The organism is Cystobacter fuscus DSM 2262 (assembly GCF_000335475.2).
GTDB lineage: Bacteria > Myxococcota > Myxococcia > Myxococcales > Myxococcaceae > Cystobacter > Cystobacter fuscus.
Genome location: NZ_ANAH02000001.1, coordinates 162,471 through 177,593 on the forward strand (window position 1 = coordinate 162,471; position 15,123 = coordinate 177,593).

9 protein-coding genes are annotated in these 15,123 nt (G+C 70.0%); 2 read left to right on the forward strand and 7 right to left on the reverse strand.

Annotation, left to right across the window (positions count from 1 at the left end; translation table 11 throughout):
• Nucleotides 1-199 precede the first annotated feature (199 nt).
• Together D187_RS00620 and D187_RS00625 are read right to left on the reverse strand one after the other, a co-directional pair.
• A complete protein-coding gene (locus tag D187_RS00620) occupies nt 200-1,234 on the reverse strand; it encodes an aldo/keto reductase (protein ID WP_002629590.1) in 1,035 nt (344 codons plus the stop codon).
• Between the two features lie 130 nt (nt 1,235-1,364).
• A complete protein-coding gene (locus tag D187_RS00625) occupies nt 1,365-4,508 on the reverse strand; it encodes an RCC1 domain-containing protein (RefSeq protein ID WP_162159606.1) in 3,144 nt (1,047 codons plus the stop codon).
• Nucleotides 4,509-4,929: 421 nt separating this feature from the next.
• Between D187_RS00625 and D187_RS00630 the strand changes: the two genes are divergently transcribed.
• The gene (locus D187_RS00630; RefSeq protein ID WP_002629592.1) at nt 4,930-5,307 is read left to right on the forward strand and encodes a peptide chain release factor family protein; all 378 of its coding nucleotides are present in this window, start codon (nt 4,930-4,932) and stop codon (nt 5,305-5,307) included.
• Between the two features lie 10 nt (nt 5,308-5,317).
• Nucleotides 5,318-5,740, forward strand: coding sequence for an HD domain-containing protein (locus D187_RS00635; protein WP_002629593.1), 423 nt, complete (start codon nt 5,318-5,320; stop codon nt 5,738-5,740).
• 212 nt (nt 5,741-5,952) lie between these two features.
• On the opposite strand, the gene D187_RS00640 is transcribed toward D187_RS00635, so the two are convergent.
• From D187_RS00640 to D187_RS00660, 5 genes are all read right to left on the reverse strand, one after another.
• Nucleotides 5,953-6,837, reverse strand: a complete 885-nt coding sequence (locus tag D187_RS00640) for an alpha/beta fold hydrolase (protein ID WP_002629594.1) — start codon at nt 6,835-6,837, stop codon at nt 5,953-5,955.
• A gap of 152 nt (nt 6,838-6,989) precedes the next feature.
• Entirely contained in the window at nt 6,990-9,722 is a 2,733-nt protein-coding gene (gene acnA, locus D187_RS00645) for an aconitate hydratase AcnA (RefSeq protein ID WP_002629595.1), read from the reverse strand.
• Nucleotides 9,723-9,867: 145 nt separating this feature from the next.
• Nucleotides 9,868-10,977, reverse strand: coding sequence for a cyclic nucleotide-binding domain-containing protein (locus D187_RS00650; RefSeq protein WP_155893099.1), 1,110 nt, complete (start codon nt 10,975-10,977; stop codon nt 9,868-9,870).
• A gap of 98 nt (nt 10,978-11,075) precedes the next feature.
• Nucleotides 11,076-13,673 carry a DNA ligase D gene (gene ligD, locus D187_RS00655; RefSeq protein WP_002629597.1) on the reverse strand — a complete coding sequence of 866 codons (2,598 nt, stop codon included), beginning with the start codon at nt 13,671-13,673 and terminating at the stop codon, nt 11,076-11,078.
• Between the two features lie 168 nt (nt 13,674-13,841).
• Entirely contained in the window at nt 13,842-15,044 is a 1,203-nt protein-coding gene (locus D187_RS00660; protein ID WP_155893100.1) for an AAA family ATPase, read from the reverse strand.
• Nucleotides 15,045-15,123: the final 79 nt, after the last annotated feature.

A 15,123-nucleotide genomic window follows, 5' to 3' on the forward strand; every position in this document is an offset into this window, starting at 1 on the left:
CCATCCCCATGATGCCCGAAGACAAGCGGCTCCCCTTGATGGCTCGATTTGCCGAGTTGCTGGAGAGAACAGCCCATACTTCGAGAAACCTCAGGTCCAACATGTCTGATATGAGGGGATGCACCAGGGGTCGAGCTTGACTTCCTGAAGCTCATCAGTGGAGGCGGCGGGAAGCGAACCCGCCGCCCTCGTGCCCGGCTCAGCGCACCGGAGGCGGATTGCGCTCGGTGAAGCCGCGCTGGTGGAAGTAGGGGTAGGCCAGCGTCGTGGCGCTCGCCGCGTCCAGACGCTCCACCTGCTCGGGCGTCAGGTTCCAGCCCACCGCCGCCAGGTTCTGCCGCAGCTGCTCCTCGTTGCGCGCGCCGATGATGACGTTGGACACCGTCGGCCGCCGCAGCAGCCAGTTGATGGCAACCTGTGGCACCGTCTTGCCCGTCTCCTTCGCCACCTCGTCCAGCGCATCCACGACCCGGTAGAGGTACTCGTCCTCCACCGGCGGGCCCCCCTGCACCGTCGTCTCCGAGCGCATGCGGCTGGTCTCCGGCGGCGGCTGGCCCCGGCGGATCTTCCCCGTCAGCCGGCCCCACCCCAGCGGACTCCAGACGATGGCGCCCACGCCCTGGTCCAGCCCCAGCGGCATCAGCTCCCACTCGTAGCTGCGCCCGATGAGCGAGTAGTACGCCTGGTGCGCCACGTAGCGCGCCCAGCCATACTTCTCGGACACGGCCAGCGACTTCATCAGGTGCCAGCCCGAGAAGTTCGAGCAGCCGATGTAGCGGATCTTCCCCGCGCGCACGAGGTCATCCAGACAGCTCAGCGTCTCCTCCACGGGCGTGGAGGCGTCGAAGCCGTGCAGTTGGTAGATGTCGATGTAGTCGGTGCCCAGCCGCTTCAGACTGCCCTCGACGCCGCGGATGAGGTGGTAGCGAGAGGAGCCCACGTCGTTGGCGCCCTCTCCCATGCGGAACGTGCCCTTGGTCGAGATGATGACCCGATCGCGACGGCCCTTGAGGGCCTGCCCCAGAATCTCCTCCGCGAGGCCGTCGGAGTAGACGTCGGCCGAGTCGAACATGGTGAGCCCCGCCTCGAGCGAGATGTCGACCAGCCGCGTGGCCTCCGCGACCCCCGAGTTGCCAAAGCCCTTGAAGAACTCGTTGGCTCCGCCAAACGTCCCCGTGCCCAGGCTCAACACGGGGACCTTGAACCCTGAACCACCCAACCGTCTGTATTCCATGTGGCCTGATGCTCCTGAGAAAGGGGCGCGGATGGCGCCGCCAGCCCCGGTGCTTTCCCTCATCCCGCACCGGGCGCCAAGCAGCGCCCCCCGGCCGCTTCCTATTGGAGAACAGTCCGCGCGTTGCGCCTCACGGCGAGCTGACAGTGCCCCAGCTCAGGAACGAGTCGTCCGAGCGCAACACCACGGTGTGTTGGGCTCCCGCGGAGAGCGCCACGAAGCTCGAGAGCGTGGGACCCGCCCCTGGCTGGGAGCGGGAGTTCAGGGTGCCATCGCCGAGCTGTCCCGCGGAGTTGTTGCCCCAGGACCACACCTTGCCGGGCGTGAGCGCGAGGGAGAACGAGGCGCCCGCCACGAGGCCCTGGACGCCCGAGAGGCCCGACACCTGGACGGGCCGCGTGCGCGAAGTGGTGGTGCCATCGCCGAGCTGCCCCGAGCCATTGGCCCCCCAGGCCCACACCACGCCCCCTTCCGCCAACGCGAGCGAGTGCTGGGCTCCAGAGGCAATGGCCTGGACCCCCGAGAGCGTCGACACGAAGACCGGGAGGGTGCGCGAGGTGGTGGTGCCATCGCCGAGCTGTCCGGAGCCGTTGGCCCCCCAGGCCCACACCGTCCCATCGGCGCGCACCGCCAGGGAGTGTCCGGAGCCGCCCGCGACGGCCACGACATCGACGAGCTCCTTCACCTGCATGGGGACGGCGCGCGAGGTGGTGGTGCCATCGCCGAGCTGCCCGGAGCCGTTGGCCCCCCAGGCCCACACCGTCCCATCGGCGCGCACCGCCAGGGCATGGTCACTGCCCGCGGCGATCGCCACGACATGGGCGAGGCCAGGCACCCGCGCCGGCGCGGTCCGTGCCGTGACAGCGCCATCGCCGAGCTGCCCGGAGCCATTGTCCCCCCAGGCCCACACGCCGCCATCACAGCTCAACGCCAGGGAGAAGAGCGCCCCGGCGGCCACGGCCTCGATGCACTCGGGCCCGGTGAGCCAGCGCGGGGACGTCTGGGTGGCCGAGCCCTCGTAGCCGAGCTGTCCCCGGGAGTTGCTCCCAAAGCTGAACACGGAGCCGTCGGAGGACACGGCCAGCACATGCTGGGCGCCCGAGGCGAGCGGCACGGTGCGCGGATAGCCCACGGCCTGCACCGGCACGGGCGAGGCACTGGTGGCGCCGTTGCCGAGCTGTCCGAGGGAGTTGTCGCCCCAGGCCCAGACGGTGCCATCCGCGCGCAGCGCGAAGGTCGTGCGCAGGCCGGACGCGAAGCCCTGGACGCGCGCGAAGCTCGGTACCCGCCGGGGCGTACTCTCCGAAACCAGGGTGCCATTGCCGAGCTGGCCGGAGACATTTCGGCCCCAGGCCCAGAGCATGCCCGTGGTGTCGAGCGCCACCGTGTGGCTGCCCCGGGTGGAGAGCGCGACGAGGGTGGCCGGCAGGGAGACGCGCGCGGGCACCGGGCGCGCGGTGGTGGTGCCATCGCCGAGCTGACCGTTGCTGTTCTCGCCCCAGGTCCACACCGAGCCGTCCGCTCCCAGCGCCACCGAGTAGGAGGGACCCGCCACGATGGCCTGGATGCCCGCCGGCAGGCCGCTCACCCGCCCCGGTACGTTGCGCGAGGTGGTGGAGCCATCCCCCAGCTGTCCGTAGACGTTGTCGCCCCAGGCCCACACCTGGCCCGAGCTGTCCAGCGCCAGCGAATGGAAGAGGCCGGCCGCCACGTGGGTGATGACCGCGAGGCCGGGCACCACGGCGGGGGCCCTCGGGCCGCGCGGAGTCGCTCCCGCGCCGAGCTGGCCATAGCTGTTGTCACCCCAGGTCCACACCGTGCCATCGGAGCGCAGCGCCAGCGAGTGGTAGGTGCCCGCGGCGATCTCCGTGGCCCCCGCCACCCCGGGCACCTGGGCGGGGCTGGGGCGCCGGCCACCGGAGGTGTCCCCGAGCTGGCCATAGGCGTTGTCCCCCCAGGCCCACACCGTGCCATCGGAGCGCAGCGCCAGCGAGTGGTAGCTGGAGGCGGAGAGGGCCCGCACGGACGTCAGGGTGGAAGACAGCCGCACCGGCGCCGGCCGGGAAACGAGGGTCCCGTCGCCGAGCTGGCCATAGGTGTTGTCGCCCCACGCCCAGACCGAGCCATCCGCCTGCCGCAGGAAGACATGGTGGTCACCGGCCGCCAGGGACGCGCCCGCCGTGAGCGATGGGACGCGGCCCGGAAGCGCTCGCACGCTCGAGCTGCCATTGCCCAGCTGACCGGAGCCATTGGCGCCCCAGCCCAGGGTGACGTTGTCTCCGCGCCCCACCAGCGAGAAGGCATTGCCGCACGCGAGGGCCTGGGCATCCGAGACCCCCGACACCCGCACCGGGACGCGCTGGACGCTGGTCCCCGTCTGGGCCGTCTGGGCCTGGGCGTTGTCTCCCCAGGCCCACACCGAGTCATCGCCGCGCAGGGCGAGCGAGTGGGAGGTACCGCTGGCGAGCGCGACGACCTGGGTGAGGCCGGGCACCTCCAGGGGCAGCAGGGAGGAGACATCGCCGCCATTGCCTAGCTGGCCATAGGTGTTGTCCCCCCAGGCCCAGACCTTGCCGCCCAGGGTGGTGGAGGACGCCGCCACGCTGTGCGAGCCCCCTCCCGCCAGGGCCACGATGCCCGTGAGACCCGACACCCGCACCGGCGTGGAGCGCGAGTCGAGGGTGCCGTCGCCCAGCTGGCCGGAGTAATTCCCACCCCAGGCCCACACCGTGCCATCCCTCTTGAGCGCCAGGGAGTGGAAGTCACCGGCGGCGATGGCCACCACCTCCGTCAGCCCGGCCACCTTCGCCGGAGTGGAGCGGCTGGTGGACGAGCCATCTCCGAGTTGTCCGGTGGTGTTGTTGCCCCAGGCCCACACCGCCCCGTTGATCAGCGCCAGGGAGTGCAGATTGCCAGCGGCGATGGCCGTCACGCCCGTGAGCCCCGCCACCTGGGCCGGCACCGAGCGCTGCGAGACGCCGTCACCCAACTGTCCATCCGTGTTGGTGCCCCAGGTCCAGACGGTGCCCTCCTCGCGCAACGCCATCGAGTGGGTGTTGCCGGCGGCGACGGCCGTCACCCCCGTGAGCCCCACCACCTGCGTGGGCGTCGAGTGCTGGAGCGTGGAGCCCTCGCCCAACTGCCCCTGGGCGTTGGCGCCCCAGGCCCAGACCGTGCCCGCCGGCGTCACGTACAACGAGTGGTTCAACCCCGCCGCGAGGCGGTAGGGCCGGCCCTGCACGGAGATGGCCGGAGCGCGCCGTTGCCCAGGCACCCAGGCCCGACCGCCCTCCTCTCCCACGCCACAGCCGACGCCAGGCAAGAGCACGACCAGAAGGAGCGCGACCAGGGAGCTCCTCGACGAAAGTTGTTGCATCCTGAAATCCTTTTCTCCGTGCCTCGAACGGGGGCCGGGCACGCGAAGGGGGTCCTCCAGCGGCCTTTCGGGGGTGGGGAAGACCGCTGGCTTTCGGGGCGGGAACACCGCACCTGGACCAGGAATAGCCGTATATGTGGATAAATACGATAGAGTTTCAACTGGGTGGGAGGAGACTCGCCCGAGGAGTGGGGGTCCACCCGGCCCCGGGTGGCGAGCGCCAGGGGGTCCGGTGGACGAAGGAAAGCGCGTGCCTCCGGGGCGGGCGCCCGCGAGGCGGCTGCACAACCCGCGGGGAGATGACTAGGGTGAGCCTCCCATGACGGTCTCCCCTTCCCGCCGACAGGCCGCGCTGGCGGCGCTCGCGCTCGATGACGACGCCCTGCTGCGGGCCTGCGAGGTGGAGTACTTCATCGCCTCCGGCCCGGGCGGCCAGCACCGCAACACCACCGCCAGCGGCGTGCGGATGACGCATCCCCCCACCGAGCTGTCCGTCACCGCCACCGAGCGCCGCAGCCAGACGCAAAACAAGGGCGCCGCGCTCGAGCGGCTGCGCGCGGGACTCCAGGCGCTCACGTATGTGCCCAAGAAGCGCCATAAAACCCAACCCACCAAGGGCTCCCAGCGGCGCCGCCTGGACGCGAAGAAGCGCGTGGGAGAGAAGAAGGCGCGGCGCAACAACAAGGATGGCTGGTAGGGGAACACGCATGCCCACCCTGGAAGATGCCCTGGAGCTCGCGGTGCGGGCCCACCGTGGCCAGCGCGACAAGGCCGGACAGCCCTACATCCTCCACCCGCTCCGGGTGATGGCGCGGCTGGACACCGAGACGGAGCGCATGGTCGCGCTGCTGCACGACGTGGTGGAGGACACGCCCTATACGTTGGAGCGGCTGCGCGAGCTGGGCTACGGCGAGGACGTGCTGGGCGCGCTGGAGCGGCTCACCAAGGCCGAGGGCGAGGACTACGCGGCCTTCATCGAGCGGGTGCGGCCCCACCCCCTGGCGCGCCGGGTGAAGCTGGCGGATCTCGAGGACAACATGGACGTGCGGCGGCTGCCCGCCGTCACGGCGAAGGACGCGGAGCGGCTGGCGCGCTACCGGGCCGCCTGGGCGCGGTTGAAGGACACCTGACGCGCCGCTCATGCCAGGGGCCATGGCCGGCGCGACGGCATACAACGCCACCCCCACCTCATGGCGAATCCTCGCCAGCTCCAGGCAGCCGCATGGAATGTCCCCCCTCCCGGGAAGAATCCCTCCCAGGACGTGAGGCCAGAATAACCTGGATTCGCCGAACTGAAAACACCCTCCGGGAGACAAGTGGATGCGCCGGAGGGCGGAGCGCGTCAGTTCAGGGAGTCCTTGAACACGCCGCGCCGGGCGCCGAACGCGTCGAGGAACAGGCGTTGCTCCTGCTGAGACCGGGGGGGACGGTCCGCGAGGAACTCCGCGAGGGCGTGCGTCACCGCCCTGGGCGCGCTCAGGTGGGGCAGGTGGCCGCGCGCGTCAATCCGCGTCAGCTGCGCGAGCGGAATATGCTCGGCCATGTAGAGGCCGACCTCGTCGGGCACGGCGAAGTCCGCGCCGGACTGGAGGATGAGCGTGGGTGTCTTCAGTCGTGGCAGCTCCGCGCGCAGGTCGGACTCGAAGATGACGCGCGCGCTCGCCAGGGCGATGTCCGGGCGCATGGCGGAGAGCGTCCGGGCGAACTCCCGCGCCAGCTCCGGCATCTCCGGCATGTTCACCACCTGCTCGGCGAAGCCTCCCGCCCAGGCGAGGAAGTTGGCCGACATGGTGGCGTAGAGCGTGTCGAGCTGGGAGCGCTCGAAGCCCCCCACGTAGCCCACGTCATTGAGGTAGCGCGGCGAGGCCTTGACGAAGACGAGCCGCTGGAAGCGCCGCGGCTCGGCGAGCGCCGCCAGCATGCCCACCATTCCGCTCACGGAATGCCCCACCAGGGTGACATCGCGCAGGTCCAACTCCTCACACAGCTCCAGCACGTCCTCCGCGTGGCCGTGAATCCTGCCGTGGCGCTGCGCGCTATAGGCATTGAAGTCCGACCGGCCGCACCCCACGTGATCGAAGAGGATGATTTGGTATTGGCTCTTGAAGGCCGCCACCTGATGCCGCCAGGCGCGCTGATCCGAACCAAAGCCATGGGCGAAGATGAGCGGCGGGCCCATGGCGCCCATGACCCGCACATTGAGCCGATCGTAGATGGACTGACGCATTGCGTTCCCCCCTGTAAAAACTTGACGGGCCAGCCTACTACGCACGGCGAACCCCCCGGAAGAGCCCCCCACCGCAAGACGAACGGCCCGGTGCACTCCCGAAGGAGCACACCGGGCCGTCATGGACTCGGACTCACACGTCCGCGTGAGCCTCAGCCCTTGGCGAGCTGGCGCATGACGTAGAGCAGGATGCCGCCGTGGCGGTAGTAGTCCAGCTCGTTGGGCGTGTCGATGCGGCAGAGCGCCGTGAACTCCTTGGTGCCGCCCTCGCCCGTGGCCTTCACGGTGAGCTTCTTCTGCGGCGCGAGCCCGTCGGCCACGCCGGTGATCTCGAACGTCTCGTGGCCGGTGAGACCCAGCGACTGCGCGTCCTGGCCCGCCTCGAACTGCAGAGGCAGCACGCCCATGCCGATGAGGTTGGAGCGGTGGATGCGCTCGAAGCTCTTGGCGATGACCGCCTTGATGCCGAGCATCGCCGTGCCCTTGGCCGCCCAGTCGCGGCTGGAGCCCGTGCCGTACTCGGCGCCCGCGAGCACCACCAGCGGCGTGCCCTCCTGCTGGTACTTCACCGAGGCGTCGTAGATGCTCGTGCGCTCGCGCGTGGGGATGTGCACGGTGACGCCCCCCTCCACGCCCGGCACGAGCAGGTTCTTCAGGCGGATGTTGGCGAAGGTGCCGCGCACCATCACCTCGTGGTTGCCGCGGCGCGCCCCGTAGGAGTTGAAGTCCTTGGGCTCCACGCCCTGCTCCATGAGGTAGCGGGCCGCGGGGCTCGTCTTGGCGATGTTGCCCGCGGGCGAGATGTGGTCCGTGGTCACCGAGTCACCCAGGAGCGCGAGCACCCGCGCGCCCTTGATGTCGGCGAGCGGCTTGGGCTCGGCGGGGATGTTCTCCAGGAAGGACGGCTTGCGCACGTAGGTGGACTTGGGGTCCCACTTGAACGTGCTGCCGCCATCCACCTTGAGCTGCTGCCAGAGCGCGTCGCCTTCCATGGCGCGCGAGTACTGGTGGCGGAACTGCTCGGGCTTCACCGCGGTGGCGATGGCCTCGCGGATCTCCTCGTTGGTGGGCCAGATGTCCTTGAGGAACACCGGCTTGCCGTTGCGGTCCGTGCCCAGCGGCTCCTTGTTCAGGTCCTTGCCCACCACGCCCGCCAGCGCGTACGCCACCACCAGCGGCGGCGAGGCCAGGTAGTTCATGCGCACGTGCGGGTTGATGCGGCCCTCGAAGTTGCGGTTGCCGCTGAGCACCGCGGCCACCACCAGGTCACCCACCGTGACGGCCTCGGCCACGGGATCCGGCAGGGGGCCGGAGTTGCCGATGCAGGTGGCGCAGCCATAGCCCACCACGTGGAAGCCGAGCGCCTCCAGGTAGGGCATGAGGCCGGCCTCCTTGAGGTAGTCCGTCACCACGCGGCTGCCGGGGGCGAGGCTCGTCTTCACCCAGGGCTGCACGTTGATGCCGCGCTCCACCGCCTTCTTGGCGAGGAGGCCCGCGCCCAGGAGCACCGCCGGGTTGGAGGTGTTGGTGCACGAGGTGATGGAGGCGATGACCACCGCGCCGTGGCCGATCTCGTAGGACTGGGGACCGTTCTTCACGGTGACGGTCTGCGCCAGACGCTCGGGGGGCACCGGGGCCGCGGGGGCCTTGGCCTTGCCGCCCCCCTCGTCGTCCTCGCCCTTGCTCTTGCCCGCGGCGAGCATCTCCACGAGCGACTTCTCGTAGGAGGCCTTCATGTCCGTGAGCGGCACCCGGTCCTGCGGGCGCTTGGGGCCGGCGAGGCTGGGGACGACCGTGGACAAGTCCAGGGTGAGCGTGTCGGTGAAGACGGGCTCGGGGCTGCTCGCCGTGTGGAAGAGGCCCTGCTCCTTGAAGTAGGCCTCGGCGAGCGCCACCGTCTCGGCCGGACGGCCGGTGAAGCGCAGGTAGTTGAGGCTCTCCTCATCCACCGGGAAGAAGCCGATGGTGGCCCCGTACTCGGGCGCCATGTTGGCGATGGTGGCGCGGTCCGGCAGGGACAGGCCGGTGATGCCCTCGCCGAAGAACTCGACGAACTTGCCCACCACGCCGCGCTTGCGCAGCATCTGCGTGACGGTGAGCACCAAGTCGGTCGCCGTGGCGCCCGCGGGCAGCTTGCCGGTGAGCTTGAAGCCCACCACCTGGGGAATGAGCATGGTGATGGGCTGGCCGAGCAGCACCGCCTCGGCCTCGATGCCGCCCACGCCCCAGCCCACCACGCCCAGGCCGTTGATCATCGTGGTGTGGCTGTCGGTGCCCACCAGCGTGTCCGGGTACAGCAGGTTGCCCTGACGGAAGGCCACCTGGGCCAGGTACTCCAGGTTCACCTGGTGGCAGATGCCCACGTCCGGCGGCACCGCGCGGAAGTTCTTGAAGGCGTTCTGGCCCCAGCGCAGGAAGGCGTAGCGCTCCTGGTTGCGCTCGAACTCCAGTTCCGCGTTGGCGCGGAACGCGTCCGTGGTGCCGAACACGTCCACCTGGAAGGAGTGGTCGATGACCAGGTCGGCCGGGTTGCGCGGGTTGATCTTCGTGGGATCTCCCCCCAGGGCCGCGAGCGCCTCGCGCATGGCGGCCATGTCCACCACCGCGGGCACGCCGGTGAAGTCCTGCAGGAGCACGCGCGCCGGGTGGAAGGAGATCTCCGTGTCGGGCTCGGCCTTCGGGTCCCACGCGAGCAGCTTGTCCACGTGCTCGCGCTTGACCACGCGGCCATCTTCGTTACGCAGCAGGTTCTCGAGCAGGATCTTCAGCGAGAAGGGCAGCCGAGCCACGGACGCGTGGTCCTTGCCCACCTTGGCGAGACTGTAGAAGTCATAGGAAGCCGAGCCCACCTTGAGCTGGCTCTTGCTCTTGAAGCTGTCCGTCATTGTCGGTGCCGTCCTTCTTTCCCACAGGAGGAATCGGGAATCTGAACCTGGGAATCCGAATCTGATTCCGAATCTGAATCTGCGAATCTGCCGTCTTCTAGGCTCGCCGCCAGCGGCATGCAAAGGGATCCTTCGTCCGGCGGACTCAACCTTCCGCGAGCAGACGGGCCGTGCGCGCCAGGCGCTCCTTGGCCATCTGCATCAACACTTCCCGCATGGAGGGCTGACTGGAGCTGAGGCGCTCGAACGCCGGGCGGCCCAGCTTGAGCAACACGCTGGGGACGTCCGCTCGCACCGTGGCCGTCACCGACTGGTCCAACAGCAGGGAGATCTCCCCGAAAACATCCCCCTCGCGCAAGAGGGCCAGGGGCGTCTCGCTGCCGTCCGGGTGGACGTGAAAGGGCGTGCACCGGCCCCGCATCAACAGGTAGAGCCCGTCCCCCTTCTCCCCAGCGTGCAGCAACGTGGCCCCCGCCGCCACCCGCTGGAGCTGGAACTCGCGGGAGAAGAGCCGCCGCTGCTCGTGGCGCAGGGACGAGAAGAGCGGGTGGGTGCGCAGCAGGTGGTCCGCCGCGCGCTTGCGGCAGAAGGCCCGGACGATCCGATCCACCAGGGGGAAGCGCTGGGCGAGCTCCGTGAAGCGCGCCCGCGTCAGCTCCAGGAGGATCGACGGCACCGACGGCATCACCGAGGACAGCCGGGGACCCTCGGTGATGAGGGCCATCTCCCCGAACACCCCCCCCTCCACGATCGGCCCCTCCTGCGGTCCCCTCCCCTCCAGCAGCCGCAGCACGTCCCCGCGGCCCTCCACCATGAAGAACATGGACGCGCCCTGGTCCCCCTCGCGAATCACCGGGAAGCCCGTCACGTACGTGCGCACCTCCACCGCCTCGAGCAGCGCCACGAACGCGTCCTGGCCCAGCATCGAGAAGAGCGGCACCGCCACGGGATCCTCCCGGTCCGGCAGCAGCTCGAGCTCCTGGGAGAGCAACTCGCCCGAGGCCTCCACGGGAGCGGGGGGGTAGCGCGCGTAGAGCTGGGCGATGAAGAGCTGGGTGCGGGTATGACCCGGATCGAGCCGCATCAACTCCTTGCATGCCACGATGGCGCGTAGCAGCTGGCTGCCCTGTGCCCAGTGTCTCGCGAGCGCCTCGCACACGGTGGCGGCCTCTCGGGCGGAGGTCTGCTTCTCCAGCCGCCGGATCTCGGCAAGCGCCGCTCCCACCCGACCCCGTTCAGCGAGTCTCGTGGCCAACTCCCGCTCCAGAACCACTGGAACTCCCACACAGGCATCAATGCGAATACTCACGGGCGTCAGACGCTAGCACTTCCCCGCCCGGCGCTCGATGGGCATCAGCGATTGGGCAGCGATTGGCGCCCCTTCAGGGCCGGGGAGAACAGATCTCCCACCTTATCCAGGCGCTTGCGCAACGTGCCCAACGTGAAGCGCGAGGGCTCCAACCGGCGCGTCACCTCCGACCACGCGAGCGGTGTGGACACGGGTGCGTGCGGCAGCGCACGCGGAGAGTAGGGCGCCACCACCGTCTTGCCCCAGGCGTTCTGGTCCGCGTCCAGGTACAGCCGCCCCTGGCGCCGCGACTTGGAGCGCTCGATGGTCGCCAGCTCCGGGTACTCCTCCGAGAGCGCCGCGAAGGTCTCGTGGGCGAACGCGCGCACCTGCTCGTAGGTGTGATCCGGGGACAGGGGCACCAGCACGTGCAGGCCCCGCTTGCCGGACGTCTTCGGCACGCTGGCCAGCTCCAGCCGCTCCAGGTAGCGCCGCAACCCGGTGGCCAGTTCGATCAAATCCCCGAAGGTGCCCCCCGGGCCCGGATCCAGGTCGAACACCACCCAGTCGGGCTGCTCCAGGTGCGGCACCCGGCTCGACCACATGTGCAGGGTGAGCGCGGACTGGTTGGCGAGCCAGAGGAGGGACTCGGGCCGGTCCACCACCACGTGGGACAGCTCCCGCGTCTCGTGGGTGATGCGCACCGTGGTGAGCCCCTCCGGCACGTGCTCCACGCCCTGGCGGAAGAAGCCCGGCGCCTTCACGCCCTGGGGCCACTGCTGCAGCGTGAGCGGCCGGCCCGCCAGCGCCGGCACCATGAGGGGCGCGACGTCCTGGAAGTAGGCGTACACGTCCGCCTTGGTGTAGCCCGGCTCGGGAAAGAGGACCCGGTCCCCATGCGTGAGCCCCACCAGGGCCGCGGCGGCTCCCTTCTTCGCCGGAGCCGACTCCTTCTTCTTCGCCGGAGCGGCCTCCTTCACCGGGGCGGCTGCCTTCCGGGAGACGGCGGATCTGCCCGCGGAGCGCGCCCCCGGGCGGGCCTTGCGCCCCGTTTCACGGTGGGGACCCCGGCGAGCGGGCCGCTCGATGGGCCGCTCCCGGACACACTCCTCGGGGCGCTTGTCGCCGCGCAGCCCCTGGAAGGAGGGATGACGCAGCCGCCCATCCTCGGTCCATTCGGTGAAGGCCACCTGGGCCACGTGGCGGGGCTTCACCCAGATGGCCTCCTCGTGGTGCAGGGCGTCACGCACGCGCGGAGCATCCTGGACGAGGGGCTTCTTCACCTCGTCGCGCGACAGCAGCTCCCGCAGCTCCCGCCGCACCTTCGTCGTGTACCCCGTGCCCACCTTGCCCGCGTAGCGCCAGGCGTTCCCCTCGCGCACCCCCACCAGGAGCGAGCCCAGCTCGGGCCGCTCGTTGGCCATGGGCGTGAAGCCCACGATGGCCACCTCCTGGTTGGCCTGGACCTTGAGCTTGAGCCAGCTCTCGCCGCGGCCCGGTGAATAGGGGGTGCCCACGCGCTTGGCCATGACGCCTTCCCAGCCGCGCCGCTGAGCCTGGGCCAGCGCCTGCCGCGCGCTGCCCTTCACCCGCTCGGCGAGCTGCAGGGGCGCCTTCACGCGCGCCAGCAGCCGCTCGAGCCGCTCGCGACGCTCCTCCAGGGGCAGCGGCCGCAGGTCCTCCCCGTCGAGCCACAGCACATCGAAGATGACGTAGCGCTCCTCGACCCCCTTGCCGAGGAGTTGGAAGCGGGAGCGCCCCTCGTCGTCCAGGGCGACGAGCTCCCCGTCCACCACCGCCTCGTGCCCACCGAGCGCCCCGAGCGCCCGGACGACGTCGGCGAAGCGCGCCGACAAGTCCTTGCCACCGCGCGAGTGCAGCGCGACCTCGCCCTCGCGGAACGCGGCGAGCGCGCGGAACCCGTCGTACTTCACCTCGTAGAGCCACTCACCCTGCGCGGTGGACTCCACCTGGGCGAGCGTGGCGAGCATGGGCGCGCCCACCTTCTCCAGCAGCGCCACGGGAGAGAGGGCCTGGGCCTTCTTCGCGCGGGTGGGGCGGGAGATGCGCACGGGCATGGCCTCGGAGGTGCGCCGGGTGCGCCGCGCGGGGCCATGGGTGACGCGCTCGCCGGACTTCACGGACTCGGGGTGCTCCTCGGTGACGTCGTAGCCAGCGCGCTCGGTGCCATCCTTGGCCTTGAAGCACAGCCACTGGGCCTTCTTGCCCATGGGACGGGTGCGGATGAGGTGCCACTCGCCCTGGAGCTTCGTGCCGCGCAGCAGCACGTGCAGCCGCCCCTTCGCGAGCTGCTCGGAGGCCTGCCCGGGAGGCACCGTGTCGAAGGTGCCCGACTCCCACAGCAGCGAGTCTCCCGCCCCATAGGCCCCATCGGGGATGCGGCCCTCGAAGGTGGCATAGGCCAGGGGGTGGTCCTCGGTCTGCACCGCGAGCCGCTTCTCGGCCGGATCGTAGCTGGGGCCCTTGGGAATGGCCCAGCTCACCAGCACCCCGTCGATCTCCAGCCGCAGGTCATAGTGCAGCCGCGTGGCGTCGTGCTTGTGCACCACGAAGATGGGGGCGTCCCGCGACGGCGAGGCCTCGACATCGGGGCCAGGCTCCGAGGTGAGGGAGAAGTCACGCTTCTCGCCGTAGGTTCCCAATCGCTTCCGAGCCGAGGGTGTCGAGCGTCGCGGGGTCGCCATACCAGGTAAGGGTTGGCACTCCCTACCCGACCGGCAAAGCGCAGCCTCCTGCTCCCGAGCCGCCCGCTTCCTCTACCTCGACCGTCAAGCGGCGCGGAGCACCCGTGGAGTCGGGTTCGACACGCCCTATCCCAGACCCTTGTCCAGCAGCAGCTCCCCGAGCTGCTGGAAGCCGGCGCGATGGGAGGCGAGGAAGTCCTCGGCGAGCTCGGGCGGGGGCTTCTCCCAGCGCATCTGCCCGGCGTCCTCCCACCGGCAGAGCACGAGCTGGGAGCGCACCTGCTCCGGCGACTCGAAGGAGAGCGCGTCCAGGAGGATGGGGTTGGGGCTGGTGAGGAAGACCTGACGGGGGCTCAGCGCCTCGATGCAGTAGGGCAGCCAGGGGTGGGGCAGGCCGTTGACGAGCTCGTCGGCGATGGCGACGTGCTCGACACAGTCCAGGTAGTACAGGAAGGACAGGGTGCGCTTCTGCCCGTAGCTCAGGTGCCTGTCGGGGAGGGTCCACCCCGCGCGATGGGTGAAGTGGAACGCCTGACGTCCGGACTTGCGTGCCTCCACTCCCTCCTCTCCGGGCAGCCGGTTGAACTCGAGGACCGCGGCGGCCGTCTCGAAGTCCAGCAGACTGGCCAACTGACCCAGGAAGGGAAGCTGACGCTCGTCCAGGACGTACTGGTCCTCGTCCCAGCGCTCCCCCGCCAGCTCCGACACCCGCTCGGCGAGGACCTGACCCAGGGGCGAGCCCTCGATGCGGACCCGGCCATCCGCGCCCCGCACCAGGCCGATGTCGAGCTGCCGCAGCAGGGAATAGAACTCCAGGGACTCGTCGAAGCGGCGGGCCTCGGCATCGGGACAGAGCACCAGAACCACCTGCGCGAGCAGCTCCCGCCGGGGATGCGCCACGTCGATCCACCCCGACAGTCCGCTGAACAGGTGACTCCACAGGCACGTACCCACCGGAGGTCCCTCGGACAGGGGCACGTCCACGCCCACCTCCGCTTCCACGCGGATGACGCGCGCGGCCTCGTCGACCACGAAGATGAGCGGCGGTGCGGCGGAGCCGAAGGAGATCTCCACCCGGGCGAAGAGCACGGGCCGGACCTCGCGCTCGGCCGAGGAGCGGGGACGGTGTTCATGCCGGATGGCGAAGTGCGCCCTCACCTCCCCCTCCGAGAAGCCGTACTCCAGATCGAACTCGTCCTCCAGCAGGTCGGAGAAGTCCGCGCTGAACATGGCCGCGACGAGATCGAGCAACGAGCTCTTCCCCGTTCCGCTCTGCCCCAACAGGACATTGCAGACGGGATCGAACGTCAGGCGCGTTCCGGGTTTCACCTTTCGGAATCTATTGAGCTGGAGCCACTGGAGTTTGATCATGGACTGAGAGCCGTTTGGTCCCAAGGGGACTTCAATG